Source organism: Thalassotalea sp. G2M2-11, assembly GCF_017168195.1.
Taxonomy (GTDB): domain Bacteria; phylum Pseudomonadota; class Gammaproteobacteria; order Enterobacterales; family Alteromonadaceae; genus Thalassotalea_E.
In genome coordinates this window covers 1-26,209 of record NZ_JADNYL010000002.1, presented here as the reverse complement: position 1 = coordinate 26,209, position 26,209 = coordinate 1, and the positions used below count along the sequence as shown (strand labels likewise).

The window sequence follows — 26,209 nt, the reverse complement described above, 5'->3', positions numbered from 1 at the left end:
TAGCGCTCGGCATTTTTCTTTAACTCAAATTCAGTCTTTTGTTGGTTTTAATCAACGATAACTGAATTTGAATAATCAGAAGCACCATTATTGTTCACCGCACGAACGCGATAGCGCCAGCCGGGTTCATTACTCACCGAGGTGCTTTGTGTATTCGCAGTGAGTGTCTGATACAGGCTGTAATCACAGGTGACGGTTTGCTTTTTGCCTTTACCTGAAACGGTTTCAAAGCAACGCTCTAGTTCAAAACCGGTTTCATTGCCAGAGTTGTCGTTCCAGACCAAGACAACTTCGGTGATTGTTTTATCTTTTCCTTTGCCAGTATAGGTGTAGTTGGCTAGCAAATTGCTCGGTGAGTCTGGAGCTTGGGCCATAACGGTCAAAGACTGTGTGGCCGTATCGGTTATGCTGTCATTATCGGTGACCGTTAAGCTTACGGTATAAGTACCATTGTCTAGATAGCTGTGCTGTGGATGTTGTTCGCTCGATGAAGTGCCATCGCCAAAGTCCCATAACCAGCTTTGAATGGTGCCGTCAGCATCATACGATAAGTCAGTAAAGTTAACAGTTAAGCCACTCACATTGGTGTCAAATTGTGCATTCGGATCGCCACTTGGCGGAACCGATGCACGGAACTGTTCGATGATTGGCGTGGTATTTTTTGCTGTTTGAGCATTGTTATGTTTATTGGCAACGCCGGTGGGTTTGCCATTGTATACTACATCTGGGTTAGAAAAATACGCGACGCGGCTGCATCCGTTGTTGCAGGGCGATGAGTACGACATGGTCGTGCGGTAATTGCCGTCATGGTATAAGCCGAAAGAATATGCGAACGAGGCGGTATCAGACGTCGCACTGGTATTTTCTGGGTTGTGCTCCATGCCTAAGTTATGACCATGCTCATGGCTAAATGTCATATTACCAACCGCACAATCAATGTCTGTCGCTTGATAGGCCAAAGGCGCAAAGTCTGGACCTGGTTGACGCTGAATATATGCAGTTCCACAGCTGGAAGGGGTGTCAAGCACAATGGAGACCATATCGGCACTGTATTGGTCGCGCAGAGCTTGCACTTGTGGATTATTTGCCGCCCAATCACGCGCATCTCGCGTAGTTGACTGAGTCCCGTCATAGTTTACGAGTTCGGTATGTACCAAGCGATATTCAGCATTAACTTGGCTGTTAACAAATGCTGTGTTGGCAACATCGATCGCAGCTTGGATTAACGCATTAACTTCGGCTACTCCGCCTGCACCGTCGATGGCATCCTGAGTATAAACAGACAGCAAATCGATAATAACTGTGCCATCCTCCTCATTAGCGGCCGCTTCATTTTGGACCACAAAATTGTTTGTGGTATTGAAGTCGTGAATGGAGCTATCGCAGTCAGGAAATGACTCGGTGTCTAATTGTTCGACAACCGTATATCCGCCTTGGCTACGAATCTCATACGTATCTTGGCCTAAGCCGATACGTCCAAATACCAATCCCTTGTATATCGTTAAGCTAACATCGCTGTCTTTTCGGCCCATCACTTTGCCATGCCATGAGGCATTATTGAGTTGTCCGCGATTGTTGTGACGCTGCACCTCAATTGTTTTGCCATTGGGCAGAGTCAACTGAATCTGCTGAGTGCCATTAGCCACCGCTTGCGCGTTCAATTTACCTCTAACTGCAGACACTCCATGTTTCGATGGCAACACCGAAAATGTAGGGTGAGTGAACAAGGGTTGTGCCTCAAGTGCCTCTGGTTGAGCCATAGCAGTGAGCGGGGCTGATATCATCGTACTAAGTAACAGTGGCTTCAGAACATAACGAGATGAAAACATAGTAACCATCCTCTTTTTGGTTGGGATTTAGTTGAACTCACGACAAGGCATGATTGGGTTTGTTAATGCGTTGTGTGAGAATGTTAAGGTTGTTGCTTTGTATCTTTTTTGGCAACACCTGTCATATCTTTTTATTCTCGTTTTTATGTCTGTTCTTAATAGTGAATCGCTGTGTTGCACGAGCCCTCATGGGGCGGTCGTAATTTTTACTTCAAGGGAACAGGACTGTTTACTTAAACGCAATGCATTTGGTTTGTAAATGCTCTTTAACTAGCCTGTTTGTGAAGGGAATAGATAGCTCATTAAGTTTGTAAAAAAGTCATAGCGAAACGTAAAGGTCAGTGAAATATTATTAATGTTGCTCGCTAAATTTAAAAGCTTTCTTCAAGAGGCGTGAAGGTTTTGGTGATATTTTCAATGGTAAAAGGCAGTTTATCATCAGCATTATAACTAAGCTGGCTAAAGTCATAACTTTCAAGTTGATGTTGTTTTAATCGTTTTTTAAATAGCTCTGAGTAAGGGGTTAGGCTTGATTCGAACATATCAATAACTTGATGTCTTTCGGTTTTTGGTAATTGATTGTTATCAATATCTTTAAGCATAATTAATGCTAATGCGCCTAATGTAACATGGCCGCCAAACGATAAATTTGTCGGGTAATGTGGATCCTCAACATCCCAATTAATGCCGCCGATCACTACAGGGTGTGCTAACGAAAGTTCGTTGACGGCTTTTTTAGCGCCATGAGCCATTGCGTCATTTGCAGCCCAAATAATATCAACTCGTTTACGCTGCAATATGCCTTTAACTTTTTGATAGGCTTGTTGTTTAGACCAGTTGGCCACTGTACTATCGATAATATGAATAGTTTGATGTTGCGCTAATGCGTCTTGTAAGCCATTATCTCGTTCAATTGATGCAGGGGTGGTGTAGTCTCCTCTCAAAATCAACAAATTACGTAAGGTGTTTACCTTGCCTTGATTAGTTAAAGATTCATATTGTTCAATTAAACCGTTGAGTAGTTTATATCCTGCGTTATAGTTATTTGGAATAACGCTCCCAACTAATAAGTTTTTCTCTTTAGCTGATAATGATGAATAGTCTTTTTCGTTTAACGTATTTAATAACATAAAAGTAGGTATGTTGTGCGCTGCTAATTGTTTGATAATGCTAAGCGCAATGCCTTTTTCATTAACGACTATTACATAATTGGGCTGTTGGGCTGCTATTTCATCTACCAAAGATTTCATTAAGATATGGTTTCTAAATGCGTAGATAGTTTTTAATTCAATATTTAAATCATTTGCGGCTGCTGTCATAAATTCGCTGACATTAGACCAAAACTTGCCAGTAGTATTTTGATCGGGATAGCCAGGGTTTAAAAAAAACACTTTGAAATTACTGGCAAAACATAACAACGGAATCTGTAAAACTATTAATAATGCAAACGTTTTTTTATTCATGTAAAACACTACTTTTTGAAAATTTTATTATTGATGTAGTTTAATTTATTAATGATGGCAATTGGCTCATACGATTGAGTTTTGTTCTTAATAAAAGTTTTTGCATACTTTGGTTTAGGATAATCTATTTGATAAATAATGAACAAGCTAATAAATTATAGATATATAAAATATTAATTTGAATATCGTCCCAATATGAGTGCTTCTTTTAGTTCATCTACTCTGCCACTGTCTATAAGCTGCTTTAGCCCTATATTAAATTGTTGAACGAGCTTTTTACTGTTTTTATCTGATTTTGGGAACAACAAATGTCCAGTACGTACACTTAATGGAGGTCGCATAACTTCTACTCGGTTGACTTGCTCTTTAGCAAATGAGCTCTGTAAATAATGCCAACCTACAGTTTCTTGTATTGGGGTTAAATCAATTCTTTCTAATAACAGCATTTTGAAATTTTGCATATCGGTGTTAACAATAGAAATGCTATCACTGTGTTGTTTGGCGTATCGCCAAAGTTCTTGTGTATAGGTGTAGCTACGGGTTATCCCTATGGTTAAGCCGTCAAAATCAGATAAGCCTTTCCATGTCACTGGTTTATCTGATTTTAAACGGAAAAACACAACATTTTCACGGGAAACGGCCTCGCTTAAATAAAAGTCTTTTTCATGCTTTGGATCTTTATACCAATAAGATGTCGCATTAACATTGCCATGCCTTGCTTCCTCATAGGCTCGTGCCCAAGGATAGAAGACAAAGTTAACTTTTATGTTCATTTTGCCAAATGCTTCTTCAACTATTTGACAGATATAACCATAGTTGGGTGACTTTTCAGAAATATAGGGAGGCCACTCTGATGTACTAATAGTGATAGTTTGTTCGGCAATAGCATTGTGAATAACAAGCGAGAAAATGATCAGCCAATAAACCCTTTTCATGAATAACTATCCTTTTATATCGTGATATGTTTATAGATTAGTACGCTTAGCTGCTTAGTGCGAATATGGTGTTTATAGCAAGATAATTACTTATCGATTTTTTATGAGTTACATAGTATGCTGAGGTAAATGCAGGGAAGCATAAAAAAGTTAATGGACTAAAGCCAACCAACGCTGCTTAGTTTCCCTGAATACTGTTAATTAGATTTTAAGGGAACAAAATGAAAATATTTACTCATATCCGTTATTGTATCTTGGTAATGTCACTCATTACCTTTACTTCACATGCATATAATAAAGTCAGTGACGAACAAGTGTATACCTTGATGGATAAATCAGGTATCACGCGTTCAATTCAAGGTTTGCCGATGCAAATGAATATGATCGGTCAGCAAATGGCACTCACTGCAAAAGATCCTGCTGAACATCAAAAGTTTATGCAAATTTTTACCTCATCAATGGATACCGATGGCATGGTGCAAAAGATGTTAGTACATATTCAAAATAATGTTTCAGCAAGTGAAATGGAAAGTATCCTTGCGTGGTTAGACAGTGATTTAGCAACGCGTATTGTCAAAGCAGAGTTACAATCAACTGAGCCAGAGTTTCAACAAAACTTCATGCGTTTTATGGCAGATATGCAATCGAATCCGCCAGCTCAAGCAAGAACACAAGCAATTATTCATTATGTAGAGTCATCCAAAGTAGCAGAGCAAGCGATGAAAATGATGAAAGGTATGATGAAAAATATGTTTATGGCGATAAAGGCATCTAAACCAGAAGACCAAGAACTTGCCGCAAATTTAGATAAGCAACTGGAACAAATGTCTGCCAGTTTACAACCAGTGTTAAAGCAGCAAATGATCCTTACCTCATACTTTATATATCAAAATATTAGTAATGAAGATTTAGCAAATTATAGTAACTTTTTTATGCATGATACGGGGAAAAAATATTTGTCTGTGTTAGTGGATGCGGTTGGTGCTGCCATGAATGATTGGGGAGCAACCCTGATGAAAAATGTGATAGCAGAGCAAAGTTAATTTATTAATTCACCTCAGTATTTAAAATTAAGCCTCGTTAATGCGAGGCTTTTTATTATCTATAACAGTGATAAAAGCACAATCGTGTAATACCTATAATCAGTAGCGCATAAAACTGACTATAGGTATTAAACATCAGTCGTTAAATAAAAATGGAAACAAGTAACGAAATAAAAGCGATGTATGAAAGCAAAGTGATTGCATATTTTTTTGAAATGTTTACTGGGATCTCAAGTTTCTTTTCACTGGTGTGGGTGTTTGAATGATGCATTGTTAAGTCCTTTAGTTCCTTATGCGGTAGCGAGATCTTAGTATATATGTGCAATTTGTCAAAGAAGGAGTTGTCGTAAAGTACGGGAATGGCGCAGGTTTTGCGCTAGGTGTATGTTTTTATTCATGTAATTTAATCAGTTTTTTAGTCAACTTTTTTCACATCTATGAGCATAAATAGGGTGAAAAATATCGAGAAAAAATGTCATGGATAGTTGTTTTAGATCATATTTACTCATCTGTTGTGCAACATATACTACGCCGAAATTTATATTTGCATTATATCTACACTATATTGATTTATATCTACGATTAAAACGGATAAAAAATGTGTTGAATTAAGCTGTTTTTTGCCGTGAAAAATAATTCAAAAATGGGTGATATTTTACTGGTATTCCAGTTAACAAAAATGTATTGTGGCGGCTTTTAAAGTCACCGAAAGCCCAAACATTTTAAAAAGCATCGGTTAAGAGAGTATGTCTATGTTATTTAAAGATAAATTTAGTAGTGACAATCCGATTCGGCAAAAAATTCGAGAGTTTTACCGAATCGATGAAAGCCAAGCTATTGACCTGATTTTGCCAGAAGCAGAAGTTAATATGCGAGCTCGAAGTCGTGCTTGGGATCGTGCGCGAAAAATGGTGTTAAAAATTCGTCGTGAACAAGCCGGTCATGGTGGTGTTGACGCGCTGTTAAATGAATACTCATTATCAACAGAAGAAGGTGTGGTGTTAATGTGTTTGGCTGAAGCGTTATTGCGTGTGCCAGACAAGAAAACACAAGATGAATTAATCAGAGATAAATTATCTAAAGGACAATGGACGCCTCATTTAGGTAATAGTGACTCTTTATTTGTGAATGCATCATCTTGGGGACTGCTATTTACCGGTAATATGGTGAACTATGCGAATGAACGTAAAAAGCATCAGTTTGGTATATTGAAAAAAACCATCGGTCGCCTAGGTGAACCAGTGATCAGACGAGCAATGAATATTGCCATGAAGATCATGGGGCGTCAGTTTGTTATGGGTGAAACCATCGAAGATGCGGTTGAACGTGCGAAACAAAAGGAAACAAAAGGTTACGTATATTCATATGACATGCTAGGTGAAGGCGCGCGCACAATGGCAGATGCTGAGCGTTATTTTAAAGCCTATGAAGATGCTATTAAAGTGATCGGTGTTGCGGCAAACAATAAAGGGCCGCGAAAAAGCCCTGGTATTTCTGTTAAGTTATCAGCAATTTACCCTCGTTATGAGGCATTCCATCGTGATGCTGTGCTTGAGTATATTCCAGCTAAGTTAAAACAGCTCTGTTTGTTAGCTAAAGAATATGACATAGGTTTAACCGTTGATGCTGAAGAATCTGAAAGGCTTGATATTTCATTAGACATTATTGAAAAAGTATTTGCTGATGATGATCTAGGAGATTGGGCTGGCTTTGGTCTTGCGGTACAGGCTTATCAAAAACGTGCTATTTGGGTGATTGATTGGTTAAAAGAATTAACTGATCGTGTTGGTCGAAAAATGATGGTGCGTTTGGTTAAAGGTGCGTATTGGGATACTGAAATTAAAAATACGCAATCAGACGGTTTAGAAAGCTTTCCAGTATTTACTCGTAAGTCGTCAACAGATGTTAGCTACCATGCCTGCGCCAACAAATTATTAGCGTACAGAGATACTATTTATCCACAATTTGCTACGCATAATGCCTATACAGCGGCAACCATTGTTGAGCTTGCTGGTGATGATAAAGAAGGCTTTGAATTCCAATGCTTACATGGCATGGGTGATACGCTTTATGATCAAGTGGTGGAAGAAGAATCTATTCAATGTCGAATTTATGCACCTGTAGGTGAGCATGAAGATTTATTGGCTTACTTGGTACGTCGATTATTAGAAAATGGCGCTAACTCTTCTTTTGTGAACGCGATTGTTGATGACTCTCAGCCAGTAGAATCATTACTTGAAGATCCTGTTGAAAAAACACAGCGTCTTAAAACTAAGTATAACGTGCAAATTACTAAACCGTCTGAGTTATATGGTGATGAACGTAAGAACTCAAAAGGCTTAGATTTAACGGACATTAATGCACTAGAAAACCTTAAATTAAACTGTGATAAATGGTTTAGTGAATTGACGGTAGAGCGTCCTGAAGATGCTGATAGTGAATGTGACATTATCAACCCAGCTAATACCAGTGAAGTGATTGGTTACCAAGCATTACATAATGAGCAAGATATGGCTCAAATGTTAACCAATGCAGAAAATGCGTATCAAGATTGGTCAACACAACCTGTTACTGAGCGTGCAGAATTGTTGCGACGTACCGCTGATATTCTAGAACGTCACATGGATGAATTGATCGCTATTTGTATTAAAGAAGCGGGTAAAGTCGCACAAGACGGTATTGACGAAGTCAGAGAAGCAGTCGATTTTTGTCGCTATTACGCCGCTCGTGCAGAAGAATTGTTTGAAGATGATCGTATTAAACCTCGTGGCGTTACGGTTTGTATCAGTCCTTGGAACTTTCCATTAGCGATCTTTTTAGGGCAAGTTGCAGCAGCAATCGTAACTGGTAACACTGTATTGGCGAAACCTGCAGAGCAAACAAGTTTAATTGCTAAACGTGCAATAGAGTTAATGCATTCTGTTGGCTTACCAGAACATGTAGTGCAATTATTAATTGCTCGTGGTTCACAAGTAGGTCAACACGTATTACCTGATGAGCGAGTTCGTGCGGTAATGTTTACTGGCTCAACGGCAACCGGAACTTTGATTTCACAAATTCTAGCCGAGCGCGGCGGTGAGCAAGTGCCTTTAATTGCTGAAACTGGCGGTCAGAACTGTATGATTGTTGACTCAACTGCTTTACCAGAGCAAGTGGTTGATGATGTGATTGCCTCAGGCTTTCAAAGTGCCGGCCAGCGTTGTTCAGCATTAAGAGTGTTGTATATTCAGGAAGACATTGCTGATACGGTCACTGAAATGCTTATCGGTGCAATGAAAGAATTGACCATTGGCGATCCAAGTTTACTGGAAACAGACATTGGCCCTGTTATTGATAATAGAGCATTACAAACATTAGAAAACCATGTCGAGTACATGAAAGAGAACGGTAAGTTGCTCTACTGTTGTAAGCCGACCGGAGATGTATCAAACGGTACTTTCTTTATGCCTAGATTGTATCAAATCGATAATATCAATGTGCTTAAACAAGAAGTGTTTGGTCCATGTGTCCATATCGTGCGTTTTAAAGCTAAAGATATTGATAATGTGGTTGAGCAAATCAATGGTACTGGTTTTGGTTTAACCATGGGCATTCATTCTCGTATAGAAGAGCGTGCCTTTGAATTAGCAAAACAATCACGTGCGGGTAATATTTATATTAACCGTAATATGATTGGTGCTATTGTTGGTGTGCAGCCATTTGGTGGACGTGGACTGTCAGGTACAGGACCAAAAGCAGGTGGCCCAAACTACTTGTTACGTTTAACCATGGAAAAAGCAACACCAAAAGAAGTTGTCCATGAAAACATTACTGATGATGCAGCGATGGAAACGGATCCTACTTCTGAAAAAGAAGCACAGTTGATCATGCAAAATGCTGTTTCAGTTGAAAACCAATGGCGTTTAACTGGGTTGAATGAACGTGTGAGCTCAGTAAGACAGTTACTAGCGAAAATCTCAACCGTTGAAATTGTTGATGATTTTGCGGACGACTTGAACCGCACATTAGCTAATGCTCGTTCACAAATTACCCATATTGAGCGTAAACTGAAAAGTTCTGTAAAATTACCTGGACCAACGGGTGAATCGAATATTTTATATTACGAACCACGTGGTGTTTTGGTGTGTTTTGCCGATAAAGATGTAACGTTTGAATATTGGACACAATCAATAGTATCAGCATTGGCAACGGGTAATACGGTTGTTTCTGTGGTCTCTGATGTTTTCTATAATGAGGCGCTAGCTTTTAAAGAAAAATTTGTTGCAACAGGCGCGCCAGCAAATGTGCTTCAAGTAGCAAAACTTAAGCATTTAGATACTTTGCTAATGCATGAAAGTCTTGCTGGTGTGGTTGTAGATAGTGAAACAAGTCGAAGTGCTTATATTTCAGCAACGCTTGCACACCGTACAGGCGCAATTTTGCCAGTTATTACTGCAGAATACATGGATAACTTAGTACAACGTCTACTCACGGAAAAAACAGTGAGTATTGATACAACAGCTTCTGGCGGTAATACTTCGTTAATGACCATGATTGAAGATGATGAATAATCGTTAACAAGCATTGATAATAACGATAAGTGAAAAGGTGAACATTTGGTTCACCTTTTTTTATGTCTATTTGTTATGTTTAAGCATGCAGACGTTGTGAAATGAATGCTCTTATCGGAAAAGAAGACTAGCACCATAAAGATAACGGGGGATCGTTCATCGTTGCTTTAATAATATCCGTTCTGGAAATAACCCCAACAATCTTCTCGTTTGGCTCAACTATAGGAATTGTATGAAGTTGTTTGTCAATAAACAGCCAGGCAATTCGTCGAATATCTGTCACAGGTTCAGCAGAATAAGTGATGGTTTTATCGGTTAGAAATAATTCAGCAATACTACTGGTTTTATCTGCTTGCAACTGTGGTTTGTTAAACAGTAAGTATTCGTATAAATCTTGTCGCGATAAACTTGCAACTAATTGCTGTTGTTGATTCACTACAGGGAACTCGCGATAGGAAAATTGCTTAAATTTTTCTATCGTATATGCAAATGTATCCTTTTCATACAGCGTTTCTACCGGTGCCGTCATTAATTGATAGGCATGCTTGATCGCTGTTAATTTTTCAGGTTGTTTTATTACTTCTTTATAAGCTTCTATTGCGTTTGGAGTTGGTTGATAGCTCTGCCCTCGATGAGCGGGGCCATCATCTAAGTCATGACGTTTTTTTGGGGCAACAGCGCGAGCTGATTTATCAACTTTTTGCAGCTGCTCAAGCGTACCTGTAAATGTTCGCCCGTTGGGTGTGTATATTGCAAACATAAGATCTTATCCCCTAAAGGTAAGTGATGTGCAAAGTCAGTTAGCAAAGCCACAGCGTTAAGTGGCCATTGTCTAACTAACTTATTTTTATGTTAAACAGTAATTTCACCGTTATTTACAGGGAAAGTTTGCAATTAAAGTTTCAAATAGCACTTCTTTTAGCGGCTTACTGGCTAATTGTGTTATATCAATAGATTTTGCAATTTTTGAGGTAATAAAGGCTCGGTCGTATTCCTGTGGAAGACAAAACTGAATATCTTGGTGCGTACTTAAAAAAGCAGAATCATTGACGCGAGTACGATACGCGCGTTTAAGATAGCTACTTTGAGCACTTGTATGGCCAGTGATGGTTTTGGGCTCAATTACGGCATCATCGGTTAATAACGCTGAGTCTATAAAGCCATCAATGTATAATTTACAGGCATTTACTTCCTGTTTTTCTTGATATTTTTGATAATCAGAGCAGGATGCAATGATATCTGATTTAAAGTCTGCCCATACCGTTGTTGAGATGATAAACAGATTTATAGTGACTAAACTAAGCATTAGATGTTTTATATTGTTCATTGCTACTTCCTTTTTCTTTGATAAGTTTATTTGAGGATGTTCTCAGTAAATAAGCGCCAGCAATTGCCGATAATAATGAACCGACTAATACACCTACTTTTACTTGTGTTTGATAGGCAAAACCTTGAGTTTCAAAGGCAAGAGAGCCGATAAATAAACTCATGGTAAAGCCCACACCACACAGCAAACATACGCCATACATTTGCGTCCAAGTGGCATCTTTTGGTAATTGACATAATTTTAGTTTGATCGCGATAAAACATGCGATAAAAATACCCAATTGTTTGCCGATAAATAAGCCGCCAATGATACCGATAGAAATGGGCGTGAATAATTCGCTAATGGATGCATTCATTAATCCAACCCCTGCATTTGCAAAAGCAAAAAGCGGCAACACAAAAAATACGATCCAAGGTTCCAGGCCATGTTCGATTTGATAGGACATGGATTGTCTCTCATCGCGTTTCGTCGGTATGAACCAAGCCACAGCAAAACCAGCTAAAGTTGCATGCACTCCGGATTTTAATACGGCAGCCCATACCACGATAGCAACTAAGATAAAGGGGGTTTTATTTTCCAACGCTAAGCGATTGAAAATAAATAGCACCAATAAACCGATTGAGGCAACAATTAATGAGTTAGTTGCCAGTTCTTCCGAGTAGAACATGGCGATAATGATCACTGCACCTATATCATCAATGATGGCTACGGATAACAAGAACAGCTTTAAACTAGTAGGTAAATGCTTACCAAAAAGAATAAAAATACCTAAAGCAAAGGCAATATCTGTTGCAGATGGTATCGCCCAACCATTAATCGCAATGGCATCTTGGTGGTTAAATGCGGCATAAATTAGCGCAGGAAATGCAATACCGGCGATAGCAGCAAGAAAAGGTAAAACAATTTGATCTGGGCGAGAAAGATGCCCATAGAACAATTCACGTTTGATCTCTAGTCCGACAACGAAGAAGAAAATCGCCATCAGACCATCATTGACCCAAAGCACTAAGGGTTTGCTGATGGCAAATGTGCCTAGTGTAATACTGACCGGAAATTCTAGGAAGGCATGGTAACTTGTACTAAACACACTATTTGCCATAAGTAAGGCAAGTAGCGCTGATAGCACTAGAATAATACCTGAGCTGGCATCAGTTTGGATAAATTGTTTCCATTGAATAATGAGCTTATTTTCTGACATACAAACTTCCTCGCAAACCTGAATTACGTTATAACGAAAATAACAAAACAACAAAAGTCGTATATAATTGCTTTATCATCAATTTTTAATTGATACTTGGATAAGTAATATCATGACGAGGTAGATTTATATGGCTAAGCTTAATTATCACCACTTACAGTATTTTCATGCCATTGCGACACACGGAAGCATTGCTAAGGCATCGAGTAGTTTACATATCACTCCACAAACATTAAGCGCACAGCTTAATTTATTAGAAGAGCAATTAGGCTATCGTTTGTTTGAGCGCAAGGGGAGGCGCTTAATACTGAATGATATGGGACACATTACCCATAATTATGCGCAAGAGATCTTCAACTTAGGTGATGAGCTATTACATTCATTGAAAAACCATTCTACAGGGTTTACTTCACGTTTTTCGCTCGGAGTAACCGATGTAGTTGCCAAAGTTTTCTCTTTTAACTTTCTTAAAACGGTTTATGAAATGGATGACAAGATCAAGTTGGTATGTAAAGAAACCCACCTTGACGTGTTGTTAGGAGAGTTAGCAACGAATAAACTTGATGCAGTGCTGACTGATACGCCTTTGCCTGTAGGGTCGCCATTAAAAGCGTATAGCCATTTAATCGGTAAGTGTGGGCTTAGTTTCTTCGCTGATGAAACGCGTGCCAATGAGCTTTCTGATAATTTTCCTTACTCACTTGATAACAGCCCATTTTTTACTGCAGGAGAGGGCTCTAACCAGCATTTATCTATTCACTCATGGTTTGAACAACTCAATATTTCACCTTTGATCATCGGTGAATTTGATGACTCAGTGCTAGCTAAATATTTTGGTCAAGCAGGTTACGGGGTGTTTTGTGCACCGAGTATAATCGAAGAGCATGTCATTACTCAGTTTAATGTGCAATTGGTTGGTCGTACGAAAGAGATCACTGAACATTATTATCTCATATCGCCAGAACGGAAAGTAAAACATCCCGCCGTGCATCATTTGTTAGAAGAAGGAAAAAAACTATTTAATCAAGCGAGATACCCAATGTTATAGTCACCAGTCTAATAAGCGTGGTGATTATGCTAAACCATGTCAGTACAAGTATTCTATTTGCTTAATTAAATGTTTGTGGAGCCAAATGAAACATAAACCATCAGTTGAAATCCAATCACAAGCGATGAAAATTGCTAAAGGTAATCAAAAGAAAGGTCAAACCAAAGAGCAAACGAAATTGATTGCCCAAGGAATTGAAAAAGGGATCGCTCAATATAAAAAACAGCAAAGCCAAAAGCAGCGAGAAAGAGACAAGCAACGCAAGAAAAATTTACATCAAGCAGCACCTAAAGAAACGCAAGATATTACACTGCCTGACACTAGCGTGAAAAATAACAGCTTACCTTGGCTGTTGTTAGCATTAAGTTGGCTTGGTTTTATACTTTATCTCAGTTGGCGATGACGCTCAGCGTTAACCGTTCAAATTTAAGTAACCGGCAGGGTTTTCTTTTAATGTCGGTAAAGCCGGTGTTTTGCCCACTAAGGCGAGAGATAAATAACATCCGCTTAATGACAGTAACAATTTGTTATTAATTAAATCCGTTAAACTTTGGTTTAGTTTGTTGTCATCAAGGTCAGAGAAGTTACTTTTTAGTTTTGCTTCGAGTCGATTTAGCGTAATAGGCTCTTGGCATAACCGATATATTTCGGCGCTTAATCCGGTTAATTGGTGCGTAAAGTTAGTGGCAACTTTACGACTGTCGATAATGACAATGTGCTCGCCTTGGTCACTCATATAGAGAAATGGCGTGTTAGCGTGAGCCCAGTGTTCAATCCATCTGTCTAAAGCCTTTTGAAGGTTTTGATGAGATTTTAGTGTAAAGTTTTGATGTTCATTAAGAGCAAAGATATTTTTTTCCACATTAGATTGATGATCAAAAAAATAGGCAATATTAGCTAATGCTGGCTCATCAAGTGGGTAGATATATTGATAACTTTTTAGTGGGGCTAAGTTTAGTCCATACTTTTCTGGTTGTTTAAAGTAAGGGCTAAAACGAGGAAAGCGTATAGGGATCAACTTTTTATATGGCGGTTGAAGGTGTGAGAGCAAAGGCAAAATCTCACTCATTTCATCATACCACTGCGTTTGTTCATTTGGCGCTGCACATAAGAGGTTCCAAGTGACATTAATACCGTAATTTCTACACCACTTTAATGCCGATACATTTTGAATGCCGGTCACCCCTTTATCGATGAGCTTTAAAAAATCATCATGCAAGCTTTCAAAACCTGGCTGGATCCATTTAATTCCTGCATCAGCAAGTTGTTCAATATGGGATTTCTTGAGGTTAGATTTAGTTTCATAAAAAATGTGATAAGCGCTATCTTTACTGAGCTCAGGCAACAAACTTGTCATGTACTCCATGGGTAAAATATTATCGACAATTTCAAATTTTGTGTTGTTATATGTTGTTGATAATTGTTTAAACTCTGCCAGGACTTGCTCAGTAGGTTTACATCTATGCGCCATACTAACGCCATTAAGGCCACAAAAAGTGCAATGTTTTTTGGCTCCCCACCAGCAACCTCGGGAGGTTTCAGCCAATAAGCCTGTTGCTATTTTATTCGTTAATCCTAATGTGTGAATCGTTGAAAAATAACTATCATAAATAGGCGTGCCCACTTGCTGCATATCTTCAATATAACCACGAGGAGGCTGGTTATTATTTGTTGCCTGCGTGATTAACAATTTGCCATGGCCCTGTGCAATAAAGCCATGAGGTAAATTGTGAATGTCTATCGTTTTATCTCGGATGAGTTTATCGACAAACTCGCCAATGACTGCATCGCACTCGCCAGAAAATACGTAGTCTACCCATGGAAATGATTCACTTATGGTTTGTCCCATAATACTTTCACAATTTGCTCCGCCCATCATGGTAATGATGCTGTTATCTTTTGCTTTTAATTGTCTTAACAGCGCCAATGAAGCGCAATTTTGCTGAAAGGTGGAGGTGCAGGCAACAATTTTTACATTAGCAGCAAGTATTCGTTTAGTTAACGTGTCAATGAAGCTATGTGCATGATCGCGGATACAACATAGCTGATATTTTTGTTCATCGGTAATATCGCTAAAAAGTGCAAAAAACTGTTCATCAGTATTGGCTTTGTCTGAAAAGGCGGCTTGGGAAAACGTCCACTCGCCGATGAGATGTTCAAAATAAGAATGATCAATAAGGTCATATTCGGCAAGACCAATGGCATGGGCAAACTCTAAATTGGCGTAGATCACATCAACCTGATGATTATATGCCTTGATATAGGTTTCAATTAAGCCAAGCGCTAATGACGGGTGCGTAAGCGAGGAATAAGGCATGTTAACTAAACATATATCTGCAGACATTTATGAGACTCTTGTACTTCTATGACGATTCTTAGTTATAGCAAGTTAGCTTATCTCATCGCTAAATTAAACAGTAAAAACCGACTGAAAAGGAAATATGAAAAAACTTTGCCTTAATTACCGGCTTTTATTAGCACTCCCCCTAGTAATAACTTAATGGGACAGTATAATGTGCCTGCTGCCTTGTGGCAGTCAACGTAAATAGTCCAAACTGTATAATTATTTGTTTATTATTTGATAAGTTTAAGCGTTCAAATTCAATTAGTTAAATAAAAGTAAGCAAATAATTGTACAGATTGGATAGAGTAAAATTTAATAAGTAAGGAACAGAATTAATGTTCAATCCAGTAACAAAATCATTTAAGTTCGGTCAACATACCGTAACTTTAGAAACCGGTGCGATTGCACGTCAAGCAACCGCAGCTGTTATGGCTAGCATGGACGATACGTCAGTATTAGTCTCAGTTGTCGCTAAAAAAGAAGCGGTAGAAGGTCAAGACTTTTTCCCGTTAACGGTAAATTATCAAGAGCGTACTTACGCAGCGGGTAAAATACCTGGTGGCTTCTTTAAGCGTGAAGGTCGCCCTTCTGAAGAAGAAACGTTAATTGCACGATTAATTGACCGTCCAATTCGTCCGTTATTCCCTGAAGGATTTACCAACGAAGTTCAAGTTATTATCACTGTAGTTTCTGCTAACCCAGAAATTTCACCTGACATTATCTCTTTGTTAGGTACGTCTGCGGCATTAGCTATTTCAGGCGCACCATTTAATGGTCCTGTTGGTGCTGCTCGTGTTGGTTATGCTGACGGTAAATATATACTTAACCCGTTACAATCTGAATTAGAAACATCACAATTAGACTTAGTGGTTTCGGGTACTGAATCTGCGGTATTGATGGTTGAATCAGAAGCTGACATTTTATCAGAAGAAGTAATGCTTGGTGCTGTTGTATACGGTCACGAGCAAATGCAAACAGCGGTTACTGCCATTAATGAATTTGCTGCAGAAGTTGCAACGCCATCATGGAATTGGACTGCACCTGAGAAAAATGCTGATTTAACAGCAAAAATTGCTGAATTAGCAACAGCGCAAGTAAATGAAGCTTATCAAATTACTGAAAAAGCAGCACGTTATGAAAAAGTTGCTGAAATTCGTAACGCAGTTGTTGCACAGTTAGAAGAAGCTGATGCAGAGCTTAACGTACAAGAAGCGAAAGATTTATTTCATGACCTAGAGAAACAAGTTGTTCGTGGTCGTATTACACAAGGTTCACCTCGTATTGATGGTCGTGATCCTGAAATGATCCGTGCACTAGACGTCATGACGGGTGTTTTACCAAGAACACATGGTTCTGCGGTATTTACACGTGGTGAAACACAGGCGTTAGTAACGGCAACATTGGGCACACAGCGTGATGCTCAGCGTTTAGATACTATTATGGGTGAAAAAACAGACAACTTTATGTTGCACTATAACTTCCCTCCATACTGTGTTGGTGAAACAGGTTTTGTTGGTTCTCCAAAGCGTCGTGAGATTGGCCATGGTCGTTTAGCTAAGCGTGGTATTTTAGCGGTTATGCCATCTGCTGAAGAATTCCCATATGCAGTGCGTGTGGTTTCTGAAATCACGGAATCAAACGGTTCGTCTTCAATGGCATCTGTTTGTGGTACGTCATTAGCATTAATGGATGCTGGTGTACCTATTAAGTCTTCAGTTGCGGGTATTGCAATGGGCTTAGTGAAAGAAGGCGATGACTTTGTCGTACTTTCTGATATTTTAGGTGACGAAGATCACTTAGGTGATATGGACTTTAAAGTTGCAGGTACTACCGAAGGTATTACAGCGCTACAAATGGACATTAAAATTGAAGGTATTACGCAAGAGATTATGCAAATTGCGTTAAACCAAGCAAAAGCTGCACGTACTCATATTTTATCTGTAATGGATTCAGCGATTAATTCAGCACGTGATGATATTTCTCAATTTGCGCCACGTATTCATACGTTAAAAATTAACGCTGATAAAATCCGTGATGTCATTGGTAAAGGTGGTGCAACGATTCGTCAGCTTACTGAAGAAACCGGTACCACCATTGAAATTGAAGATGATGGTACGGTGAAAATTGCTGCAACTGATGGCTTACAAGCTGAAGATGCAATCAATCGTATTAAAGCGTTAACTGCTGAAATTGAAGTGGGCACAGTTTACCAAGGTAAAGTGGTTCGCATCGTTGATTTTGGTGCTTTCGTTAACGTACTGCCAGGTAAAGATGGTTTAGTTCATATTTCACAAATTTCAGATGAGCGTGTTAATGCGGTAAGCGATGTGCTTTCTGAAGGTCAAGAAGTGACAGTGAAAGTATTAGAAGTTGATCGTCAAGGCCGTGTACGTTTAAGCATGAAAGAAGCGGTTGAAAAACCTGCTGAAGAGACTGCTGCAAAAACGGATGATGCTGAATAACTAAGTTATTACTTTCAGTAAATCGTAAAAAAACCAGTGGCTTGCCACTGGTTTTTTCATTCTCAATGTTATCAAATTAATAGTTGTTTATTAAAAGTTAAGTTTATATTGACTAAGTAGTTTATGGTAGTCATCCGATTGTTTTAGCCGTTGAATGAGTTGACTTAATGTTTGTTTAAGTTCATTTGAATCTGCTCTATTTCGAGTGATAGCCATGTAGACAGGAGTGGTAGCGACATAGGGCTTAATACCTATTACTCGATCCTTTATTTTTCTTTCTTCCAAGATTCGATTAAACAGAAACGGATTTCCGATCAACATATCTATGCGTTTACCAAGTAACAGCTTTAGTAATATTCCTTCAGTTAATACTGGAAGTTTATTTAAATACTGTGCTTGATCAAATGTTTTTCCGTATGAATATTCCCTTAACATACCTATTGTATATGGAGCTAACTGTGTGAGTTGGCCGCTAAAATTAATTTTGTTGTCGGTTAGGGTAAACAGTTGATTAATTTCATTTGCGTAGGCTGGCTCAATAAAGTGATAAATACCTTCCCTAATATCTGTTTTAAATAATGTCAGAATGATATCTACTTTACCTTGTTCAACAAATTTAAGTGCTCTAGGCCATGGTAAGAAAACAAACTCAAAATCATATTTTGAATGGGCTTCCATATAGCGAATAACATCAATTGAGAATCCGGAAATAATGTTACTTTCTTTGGTGTAAAACGGGTAGTAACCATCTTCAGAAATGGCGACTGTCAGAATTGTTTTTGCTTGGTTTGTTGAGCTGTCGTTGGACGTTATATTCGCATTCGCATTAATAGGACAAGATACAACGAATAGTAATAATAGCTTTATTAATAACAAAGGCATAATAGCTCAAAGTAAAACGTTTAGTTTAATTAAGCTTAACTATAGCAAATGTAATTAAAATTTAGATCCTGTGACAATATTTTAGATGTTCAATAAAAAAGGAAAAACATGAGTTTTTCCTTTTTTATGAACCATAACTGGTAGAAGCTACAAACAATAGAGTTTTATCAACTAGGTTTAGCCGCCAACTAATCGGTTATTTGGGTAATTCGCTGCTAATACTTGCATTGCATTACTTTTTAAATCATCTAATCCCATTTTATCGTAGCATTCGATCATTATTTCAAGTGCTTGTTCAACCTCTAGGCTAGGGTTGTAATATTTGACGATGTAACGACCACGGTTAGCTGCAGAAGCATATGCTTCGCGCTTAAGGTAAAAACGTGCAACAGCAAGCTCATATTTTGCTAAACGTGATTTTATATCTAACATACGTTTTCTAGCATCTGCTGCGTATTTACTTTGAGGATATTCATTAATGATGGTTTTTAAGTCATTAAATGCTTCACGAGAAGCTGTTGGATCACGATCCGAGCGGTCAATGCCCGCTAAGTCTTGAAAAAGGTTTTCTTCGGTTGAAATGTTCATTAATGCGCGCATGTAATAAACATAGTCAATATTGGCATGGTTTGGGTTCAAGCGTAAAAAGCGATCGGCGAGTGCAATACCTTGGGCTGAATCACCACTTTTATAGTAACTGTAGATCAAATCTAATTGTACTTGATGAGAAATAGGTCCGTAAGGAAAGCGAGAATCAATTGCGGATAGAATTTGGATCGCTTTTTTATATAAGCCACTATCTAATGCTTCGCGAGCGTCGGTAAATAATGCTTGAGCTGATTTATCTGGTACTTTGTCAACTTCGGTATCGTCTGATGACGAGCAACCTACAATAGTTAAGATAAGTGCTAAAAATAAAGTTTTAATTGTCAGTTTGTCCATAGACTTTGATATCACTACGTTATACTCGTTAAAAATAAATTGTTTACTTGTTTTATTTACTTAATGTAATTGGTTTATCAAACAGGTAAAATAAGCACAGGCATTCTAACCTAGCAAACTAACCTTGCACAGTGCTAATTGATAGAGAATTTAATGGCTGAAATTATTCAACACAAAGATATAGTCCCTGAAACCTGTTTAGGTAAGCGATTCGACCAAACTTTGGCGCAAATGTTCCCTGAATATTCGCGTTCGAGATTAAAAGAGTGGATCCTTGCTGGTCATGTTAAGGTTAATGGTCATGTACTTACCAAAGCACGTGAAAAAATGTACGGTGGCGAAAGCATCGTGATTGAAACAGAGGTTGAAGCCGAAGAGCGCTTTGAGCCACAAAACATTCCGTTAAATATTGTCTATGAAGACGACGACATTCTAGTGATCAATAAACCTGCGGGCTTAGTTGTTCATCCTGGTGCTGGTAACCCCGATGGCACCGTTTTAAATGCTTTATTACATCATTGCCCCGAAGTTGCCGTGGTACCAAGAGCCGGCATCGTACATCGATTAGATAAAGACACTACCGGATTAATGGTAGTGGCTAAAACCATTGCGGCACAAACGCATTTGGTTGAATCATTACAGGCAAGAGAGATCACCCGTGAATATGAAGCTATTGCCAATGGCGTGATGACAGCTGGTGGGATCGTTGATGAGCCCATAGGGCGCCATGCAACAAAGCGCACACATATGGCGGTCACTATGTCAGGCAGGCCATCGGTTACACATTATCGAGTGATGGAAAAATTTAGACTGCATACTCGACTACGTTTACGACTAGAAACAGGCCGAACGCACCAAATTCGTGTGCATATGGCGCATATTACCCATCCTTTAGTTGGTGATCCTGTTTATGGTGGGCGTCCACGACCACCAAAAAATGCCACACCAGAATTAAGAGAGTTGTTAAAAAGTTTTAAACGCCAAGCGTTGCACGCTGCTATGTTATCGTTATTTCACCCTATCACTGGAGAAGAAATGACATGGTATGCAGATGTACCAGAGGACATGGTGAAGTTAACCAATGTCTTACGCGAAGACACTGAACTTAATGAGCAACTCTAGTTTCAATAATGCTTTTGATCATGTTGAATTGCCTGTTAAAAATATTCAGGCGATTCAGACTACTCGTTTAGCATTAGCAAAATCTATTTCAAATACGCCACCATTTCACTCATTTAACCTTGGTTTACATGTTGGTGATGATAAAAAGCAAGTTGAAAGTAATCGTCAGCAGTTACTATCCTGTTTCCCTCAATATGCTAAAATTCAATGGTTAGAGCAAATCCACGGTACAAATGTTGCCGTGATTAACGCTCATCATCAGCAAGCAATTATTGCCGATGCTGTCGTGACACAAACACCTCGTTTAGCACTGGCGATAATGACGGCGGATTGCTTACCTATTTTACTCACTAATCAAGCTGGTACCGAAATCGCGGCCATACATGGTGGTTGGCGTCCATTAGCCGGTAATATTATTGCTCAAACCCTTGATAAAATGAGTAGCGATAGTACCCAAATAATCGCTTGGTTAGGACCTTGTATTGGTAACACCGCATTTGAAGTGGGTAATGAGGTTAAGCAAGCATTTCTCACGTTATCTGCAAAGTTTGAATCATGCTTTATTGCGAGCAAAGATGATAAGTGGTTAGCTGATTTAGTGGCAATTGCATCAATCATGTTAAAGCAACAAGGTGTCGAGCAGGTAATTAATGGTCATCATTGCACTTATTCTAACACTGAGCGTTATTATTCCTATCGTAAGCATCAGCAAACAGGGCGTATGGCGTCAATTATTTGCATAAAATGAGATCCGTGAGTGTTAGACAAATACTTGATGCTCATCAAGTATTTGTCTGGTAGTTGCTTGATTTTTTTCTTAATGCCCATAGGTTTATATTAAGATTAATCGTAAGCCCAGTAATATGGCAGTAGGAGAAAAACTTATGCGCTTAGATCGCTTTACTCAAACCTTTCAAGTTGCTATTTCTGATGCACAATCAATCGCATTAGGTAAAGATCATCAATTTATTGAGCCAGCACATTTAATGTTGGCATTACTTAACCAAAATAATGGCAGTACGTTACCTTTATTAAAAAGTGCAGGTATCGATATTTATTCATTGCGTAGTCAGCTTGAGCAATTAATTGAGAGCTTTGCTCAGGTGAGTGGTACCGGAGGTGAAGTACAACTGTCAAATGCTTTAGGTAATTTACTTAATCTTTGTGATAAGTACGCGCAAAAAGAAGGCGATAAATTTATTTCGTCAGAAATATTTGTTTTAGCGGCGCTTGAGGATAAAGGTAAGTTAGGCCAATTATTAAAATCACTCGGGGCAAGTGAAGCAAGAATTAAAGATGCGATAAAACATGTACGAGGCGGTCAAAATGTCAATGACCAAAATGCAGAGGATGTTCGCCAAGCCTTAGATAAGTTTACTGTTGATGTTACTGCGCGTGCTGAAGAAGGGAAGTTAGACCCTGTGATCGGTCGAGATGATGAAATTCGTCGTACCATCCAAGTATTGCAACGCCGTACCAAAAATAATCCCGTATTAATTGGTCAGCCTGGGGTTGGTAAAACAGCGATTGTTGAAGGTTTAGCGCAACGGATCGTTGATCACGAAGTCCCTGAAGGGTTAAAGAATAAGCGAGTCTTATCGTTAGATATGGGAACGCTTGTGGCTGGTGCTAAATATCGCGGTGAATTTGAAGAGCGCTTAAAAGCGGTACTTAATGAACTTGCTAAAGAAGAAGGGCAAGTGATTTTATTCATTGATGAATTACATACTATGGTGGGCGCAGGTAAAACGGATGGTGCAATGGATGCTGGTAATATGTTAAAGCCGGCACTTGCTCGAGGGGATTTACACTGTGTGGGAGCAACAACGCTGGATGAGTATCGCCAGTACATCGAAAAAGATGCAGCTCTAGAAAGACGCTTCCAAAAAGTGATTGTTGATGAACCTAGCGTTGAAGATACCATTGCAATTTTACGTGGCTTAAAAGAGCGTTATGAGTTACATCATAATGTCGAAGTTACTGATCCGGCAATTGTTGCAGCGGCCACTTTATCCCATCGTTATATCAGTGATCGCCAGTTGCCTGATAAGGCAATTGATTTGATTGATGAATCGGCTTCAAGTATTCGCTTGCAGATGGACTCTAAACCAGAAGAGCTAGATAAGCTGGAACGTAAAATTATTCAGTTGAAGCTTGAAAAGAAATCAATGGAAGATGAAACCGATGATGCATCAACTAAACGTTTAACATTAATCAACGAGCAATTAGCGGCTTTACAACAACAGTATGATGAACTTGATGAGGTTTGGACATCAGAGAAAGCGGCAATCCATGGTACACAAGCAATTAAAACAGATCTTGAACAAGCAAGGATAGAGCTTGATGCTGCTAGACGAAGTGGTGATTTAAATCGTATGGCTGAATTGCAATACAGTCGCATACCTGATTTAGAGAAACAGCTAGATTTAGCGACGCAAGCGGAAATGGATGAAATGAGCTTGTTACGAAACAAAGTTACTGACGTTGAAATCGCGGATGTGCTTAGTCGCGCTACCGGTATTCCTGTAGCAAAAATGTTAGAAGAAGACCGTAATAAACTGTTACGCATGGAAGATGAATTACATCAGCGTGTTATCGGTCAATCTGAAGCGGTATTAACCGTGTCAAATGCGATCAGACGTTCGAGAGCTGGGCTTTCTGATCCGCAGCAGCCGATTGGCTCTTTCTTATTTTTAGGGCCAACTGGGGTTGGTAAAACTGAATTAACTAAAGCTCTGGCAAGTTTTCTTTTTGATACAGAAGAAGCGTTAGTGCGAGTAGATATGTCAGAATTTATGGAGAAACATTCTGTTGCTCGCTTAGTTGGTGCGCCTCCTGGTTATGTGGGGTATGAAGAAGGTGGTTACTTAACAGAAGCCGTAAGACGTAAGCCTTATTCTGTTATCTTATTAGACGAAATCGAAAAAGCGCACCCTGATGTTTTTAATATCTTATTGCAAGTACTCGATGATGGGCGTTTGACTGATGGACAAGGGCGAACCGTCGATTTTAGAAACACTGTGGTGATCATGACATCAAATATTGGCTCAGATATTATTCAGAGCTTTGGAGATGACAGCCATTATGATGCAATGAAAACACAAGTTATGGCGGAGTTAGGGCAGCACTTTAAACCTGAATTTATTAACCGTGTTGATGAATCGGTTGTTTTCCATCCATTACTAGCGGAACAAATTAAATCTATCGCTGATATTCAAGTCAAAGAATTAGCGAAACGATTAGTTGATCGAGATATTGAGCTTGTTGTGACAGACGAGGCACTTACCTTGGTTGCTCAGGCAGGATTTGATCCATTGTTTGGTGCAAGACCTTTAAAAAGAGCTATTCAGCAGGGGATAGAAAACCCACTTGCACATAAAATACTTGCTAATGAGTTTACTTCAGGGTCCGTGATAACCATAGACGCTAAAAACAATGAATTAGTTTTTAGCACCGATAGTTAAAGTTAATCGACTGCGTAGAAGTTTATTGAGCGCAATAAACTTCTACGTGTTTCTCGTTGATTTCAAGTTGTTGTGATTTTTCTAAATCACTCAACACTTGCACAGTACCTGTTGAATCTGTGTACTGAATATTGTCATAGGCTTTTAATGTTTTAACATTCGCTTTAGCTTCTTCACACTTATTCGAATCACTGTTTAGGCTTTGCGGGCTAGCTTGCTTATTGCTGACGCGATCGCTTTTTACCTTTTGTGCCACCATTTTTGGTTTGTTTTTTTCAAAGTTAGCTAGGGTTAATTCGGTATAGTTATTGTGACCAGGTTGGTTTTGACTAAAATGGACGACATTATTTTCATCAACCCAGCGATAGACAGTGATATTGTTTGCTAAGCTTACTCCCGAAATACAGAGTAACGATACACTAATAAATGTTCTTGAAATTAAATTTTGCATAAGCAGTCCAGCCAATTAATGCTTAAATTCATTTTAAGCATGTTGATATTAAATTTATAACAACTCCGTAGGAAGTTTACAAATTTTGAGCACATATTTCCTGAAATTTGCCTCACAAGAGGTGTGCCATCAGGATTTATCTATGATAGATTAGCGCCAATTGAACAATTACATTTAGTTATATTTATGCCAAATAAAGAAAAATCATCTACTGTTCCTACAAAAGGGATTTATTTATTACCTAACTTATTGACTACTGCGGGGCTTTTTTCAGGCTTTTTTGCTGTTGTCTCTTCTATGAACGGCCATTTCGAACATGCAGCCATTGCTATTTTTGTGGCCATGATTTTTGATGGTTTAGATGGGCGTGTAGCACGAATGACTAATACGCAAAGTGAATTTGGTGCTGAATATGACAGTATGGCTGATATGGTCTCTTTTGGTATTGCGCCTGGCTTAGTTGCTTATAATTGGGCTTTAGATGACATGGGAAAATTTGGTTGGTTAGCTGCGTTTATCTTTGTCTCATGTGCCGCATTACGTTTAGCGAGGTTTAATACTCAGGTTGGTGTAGCAGATAAACGTTTTTTTCAGGGATTGGCAAGCCCCGCGGCCGCTGGAGTTATTGCCAGCATTGTTTGGGTGGGAACTGAGTATCAGCTTAATGGTCATGACTATGGCTTGATCATGGGAATTATTACAATTGTTACTGGCTTGTTGATGGTGAGTAATTTTAGATACAACAGCTTTAAAGAAGTAGACTGGAAAGGAAAAGTAAACTTTGTTGTAGTGTTACTTATTGTTTTAGTTTTTGTCATTGTCGCTGCAAGCCCTGCTGAATTACTCTGTGCTATTTTTGTTCTATATATGGCCTCTGGTCCTGTCACTACTATCAAGACGGTTAAAAAGTTGAAGCTTGAACATGTTGTAGGTGATGATCAAGATGCTGAGTTTAAAACTGATAGCAAACCAAAGGTTGATAAAGAGTCTGATTAAGGCGAACTAAAATATTTACCTATTTTAGTTCCATCCGCCTTTAACCTTTTATAATAGGAAGAAAGGTTAACTTAAGAAAAAGTCCGTATAGCGGACTTTTTTCATTTTTATATTGGTAAAAAGACCATCTTTGTACTATTTTTAAGCACTCAG

General features: G+C 38.8%; 19 protein-coding genes. 9 read left to right on the top strand and 10 right to left on the bottom strand.

Features of this window, described 5'->3' with window-relative positions; translation table 11 throughout:
* Positions 1–47 precede the first annotated feature (47 nt).
* From IV514_RS17445 to IV514_RS05970, 3 genes are all read right to left on the bottom strand, one after another.
* Positions 48–1,829, bottom strand: coding sequence for a PKD domain-containing protein (locus IV514_RS17445; protein WP_241242228.1), 1,782 nt, complete (start codon positions 1,827–1,829; stop codon positions 48–50).
* A 371-nt stretch (positions 1,830–2,200) separates the two neighbouring features.
* A complete protein-coding gene (locus IV514_RS05975) occupies positions 2,201–3,292 on the bottom strand; it encodes an ABC transporter substrate-binding protein (protein ID WP_206484058.1) in 1,092 nt (363 codons plus the stop codon).
* 173 nt (positions 3,293–3,465) lie between these two features.
* Positions 3,466–4,227: a transporter substrate-binding domain-containing protein gene (locus IV514_RS05970; protein WP_206484057.1), complete on the bottom strand. Its 762-nt coding sequence runs from the start codon at positions 4,225–4,227 to the stop codon at positions 3,466–3,468.
* 221 nt (positions 4,228–4,448) lie between these two features.
* On the opposite strand from IV514_RS05970, the gene IV514_RS05965 reads away from it, so the two are divergent.
* The gene (locus IV514_RS05965; RefSeq protein WP_206484056.1) at positions 4,449–5,270 is read left to right on the top strand and encodes a hypothetical protein; all 822 of its coding nucleotides are present in this window, start codon (positions 4,449–4,451) and stop codon (positions 5,268–5,270) included.
* 752 nt (positions 5,271–6,022) lie between these two features.
* Positions 6,023–9,820, top strand: coding sequence for a bifunctional proline dehydrogenase/L-glutamate gamma-semialdehyde dehydrogenase PutA (gene putA, locus IV514_RS05960; RefSeq protein ID WP_206485260.1), 3,798 nt, complete (start codon positions 6,023–6,025; stop codon positions 9,818–9,820).
* 127 nt (positions 9,821–9,947) lie between these two features.
* Here putA and IV514_RS05955 read toward each other — a convergent pair whose 3' ends face one another.
* From IV514_RS05955 to nhaA, 3 genes are all read right to left on the bottom strand, one after another.
* Positions 9,948–10,580 (bottom strand): CBS domain-containing protein, encoded by a 633-nt coding sequence (locus tag IV514_RS05955; RefSeq protein WP_206484055.1) that lies wholly within the window; start codon positions 10,578–10,580, stop codon positions 9,948–9,950.
* Between the two features lie 111 nt (positions 10,581–10,691).
* Positions 10,692–11,147 (bottom strand): hypothetical protein, encoded by a 456-nt coding sequence (locus tag IV514_RS05950; RefSeq protein WP_206484054.1) that lies wholly within the window; start codon positions 11,145–11,147, stop codon positions 10,692–10,694.
* Positions 11,119–12,345, bottom strand: a complete 1,227-nt coding sequence (gene nhaA, locus IV514_RS05945; RefSeq protein WP_206484053.1) for a Na+/H+ antiporter NhaA — start codon at positions 12,343–12,345, stop codon at positions 11,119–11,121. The genes IV514_RS05950 and nhaA overlap by 29 nt, the downstream gene beginning before the upstream one ends.
* 130 nt (positions 12,346–12,475) lie before the next feature.
* Here nhaA and nhaR point away from each other — a divergent pair, with 130 nt between their 5' ends.
* Positions 12,476–13,393, top strand: a complete 918-nt coding sequence (gene nhaR / locus IV514_RS05940; protein WP_206484052.1) for a transcriptional activator NhaR — start codon at positions 12,476–12,478, stop codon at positions 13,391–13,393.
* Between the two features lie 85 nt (positions 13,394–13,478).
* The gene (locus tag IV514_RS05935) at positions 13,479–13,796 is read left to right on the top strand and encodes a DUF2956 domain-containing protein (protein WP_206484051.1); all 318 of its coding nucleotides are present in this window, start codon (positions 13,479–13,481) and stop codon (positions 13,794–13,796) included.
* A gap of 9 nt (positions 13,797–13,805) precedes the next feature.
* Here the strand turns inward: IV514_RS05935 and IV514_RS05930 are convergent, their stop codons facing one another.
* On the bottom strand, positions 13,806–15,737 hold the full coding sequence (locus tag IV514_RS05930) for a RiPP maturation radical SAM C-methyltransferase (protein WP_206484050.1): 1,932 nt from the start codon (positions 15,735–15,737) through the stop codon (positions 13,806–13,808).
* A 335-nt stretch (positions 15,738–16,072) separates the two neighbouring features.
* On the opposite strand from IV514_RS05930, the gene pnp reads away from it, so the two are divergent.
* A complete protein-coding gene (pnp, locus tag IV514_RS05925) occupies positions 16,073–18,199 on the top strand; it encodes a polyribonucleotide nucleotidyltransferase (protein ID WP_206484049.1) in 2,127 nt (708 codons plus the stop codon).
* A gap of 90 nt (positions 18,200–18,289) precedes the next feature.
* Here the strand turns inward: pnp and IV514_RS05920 are convergent, their stop codons facing one another.
* A complete protein-coding gene (locus IV514_RS05920; RefSeq protein WP_206484048.1) occupies positions 18,290–19,081 on the bottom strand; it encodes a transporter substrate-binding domain-containing protein in 792 nt (263 codons plus the stop codon).
* Between the two features lie 177 nt (positions 19,082–19,258).
* Positions 19,259–20,023, bottom strand: a complete 765-nt coding sequence (locus tag IV514_RS05915) for an outer membrane protein assembly factor BamD (protein WP_206485259.1) — start codon at positions 20,021–20,023, stop codon at positions 19,259–19,261.
* A 153-nt stretch (positions 20,024–20,176) separates the two neighbouring features.
* Here IV514_RS05915 and rluD point away from each other — a divergent pair, with 153 nt between their 5' ends.
* From rluD to clpB, 3 genes are all read left to right on the top strand, one after another.
* The gene (gene rluD, locus IV514_RS05910; protein WP_206484047.1) at positions 20,177–21,145 is read left to right on the top strand and encodes a 23S rRNA pseudouridine(1911/1915/1917) synthase RluD; all 969 of its coding nucleotides are present in this window, start codon (positions 20,177–20,179) and stop codon (positions 21,143–21,145) included.
* The gene (gene pgeF / locus IV514_RS05905) at positions 21,132–21,893 is read left to right on the top strand and encodes a peptidoglycan editing factor PgeF (RefSeq protein ID WP_206484046.1); all 762 of its coding nucleotides are present in this window, start codon (positions 21,132–21,134) and stop codon (positions 21,891–21,893) included. Before rluD ends, pgeF begins: the two co-directional genes overlap by 14 nt.
* Positions 21,894–22,029: 136 nt before the next feature.
* On the top strand, positions 22,030–24,609 hold the full coding sequence (gene clpB / locus IV514_RS05900; RefSeq protein ID WP_206484045.1) for an ATP-dependent chaperone ClpB: 2,580 nt from the start codon (positions 22,030–22,032) through the stop codon (positions 24,607–24,609).
* Positions 24,610–24,631: 22 nt separating this feature from the next.
* Here clpB and IV514_RS05895 read toward each other — a convergent pair whose 3' ends face one another.
* Positions 24,632–25,060 (bottom strand): DUF4124 domain-containing protein, encoded by a 429-nt coding sequence (locus tag IV514_RS05895; RefSeq protein ID WP_206484044.1) that lies wholly within the window; start codon positions 25,058–25,060, stop codon positions 24,632–24,634.
* Between the two features lie 186 nt (positions 25,061–25,246).
* Here IV514_RS05895 and pssA point away from each other — a divergent pair, with 186 nt between their 5' ends.
* A complete protein-coding gene (gene pssA, locus IV514_RS05890; protein WP_206484043.1) occupies positions 25,247–26,056 on the top strand; it encodes a CDP-diacylglycerol--serine O-phosphatidyltransferase in 810 nt (269 codons plus the stop codon).
* Positions 26,057–26,209 lie beyond the last annotated feature (153 nt).